The 481-nt window shown below is 74.8% G+C and carries 1 protein-coding gene; it reads right to left on the bottom strand.

Going from position 1 to position 481, the window contains the following annotated elements:
* Positions 1–84 precede the first annotated feature (84 nt).
* A partial coding sequence (locus V2J85_RS40425; protein WP_474064977.1) for a DMT family protein occupies positions 85–481 on the bottom strand: 397 nt, incomplete at its 5' end.

Below are 481 nucleotides of genomic sequence, written 5' to 3' on the forward strand. Positions count from 1 at the left end.
GACTTCGGCGACGGCACCCCGCCCGCGCCCGTACGGGAGGACGAGCGGGTCACCCCGGCCGACCGGGTCTGACCCCCGGCTCCCTCAGCCGGCCCGAGGCGGGGGCGGCTGCGGTGCGAGCGTGTCGGTGGCCAGGGACGAGCGGGCCAGCACCACACAGCCCGCGGCGATCAGCCCCAGCCCCGCCAGCTCCGGCAGCAGCCACCAGCCGGTGCGCAGCTCCTCCTCGAAGAGCGTCACCCCGTACAGGATGCTGATCAGCGCGTCCCCGAGCGTCAGCATCGGCTGCACCGCCACCAGGCTCCCCGCGTGCTGGGCGTTCTGGAGCAGGAAGAGGGCACCGACCCCGGCCGCCGCCGTCGCGTACAGCTGCCACGACGTCAGCAGCGCGACAACCCCGCCGTCCGGGCCCAGATGCGCCATCGCGTCCTTCATCAGCGCCGCCGTCAGCGCGTAGCCGCAGGCGGCGGCGCTGATGAAG

The organism is Streptomyces bugieae (assembly GCF_036352915.1).
GTDB lineage: Bacteria > Actinomycetota > Actinomycetes > Streptomycetales > Streptomycetaceae > Streptomyces > Streptomyces endophytica.